This is a genomic window from Alcanivorax sp. HI0044 (assembly GCF_001634945.1).
Map to the genome: position 1 here is coordinate 1 of NZ_LWEZ01001665.1, position 647 is coordinate 647.

Here is a 647-nt window from a genome sequence, read left to right on the forward strand (position 1 = left end):
CGTCCGGATGTTCTGTCTCGATTTACCACTACGGTGCGGGCGGATAAGCAGCGCTATCCGTTGCTGTTATCCAATGGTAACCCGGTAGATCAGGGAGAAGAGGGGGGGCGCCACTGGGTGACCTGGGAAGACCCGTTCCCGAAACCCTGTTATCTGTTTGCCCTGGTGGCCGGTGACCTGTCTTGCCTGGAAGATACCTTCGTGACGGTATCCGGGCGCAAGGTGGCATTGCGGCTGTATGCTGAGCACCGTGATCTGGACAAGCTGGACCATGCCATGGCGTCGCTGAAAAACGCCATGCGCTGGGATGAGCAGGCCTATGGCCGCGAATACGATCTGGATATCTACATGATCGTGGCGGTCAGCCACTTCAACATGGGGGCCATGGAAAACAAGGGCCTCAATATCTTCAACACCTCCTGTGTGCTGGCCCACCCCTCGACTACCACAGACGCAGGGTTCCAGCGGGTGGAATCCGTGGTGGCTCACGAATACTTCCATAACTGGTCCGGTAACCGGGTGACCTGTCGCGACTGGTTTCAGCTAAGCCTGAAAGAAGGGTTTACGGTCTTTCGCGATCAGCAATTTTCGGCGGACATGAATTCCGCTGCCGTTCAGCGGGTGGAGAACGTGGATTTCCTGGTGAA

At 56.9% G+C, this 647-nt stretch carries 1 protein-coding gene; it reads left to right on the forward strand.

Features of this window, described 5'->3' with window-relative positions:
• Positions 1-647 (forward strand): M1 family aminopeptidase (locus A3730_RS25105; RefSeq protein WP_304439535.1); only part of this gene is annotated, 647 nt, incomplete at both ends.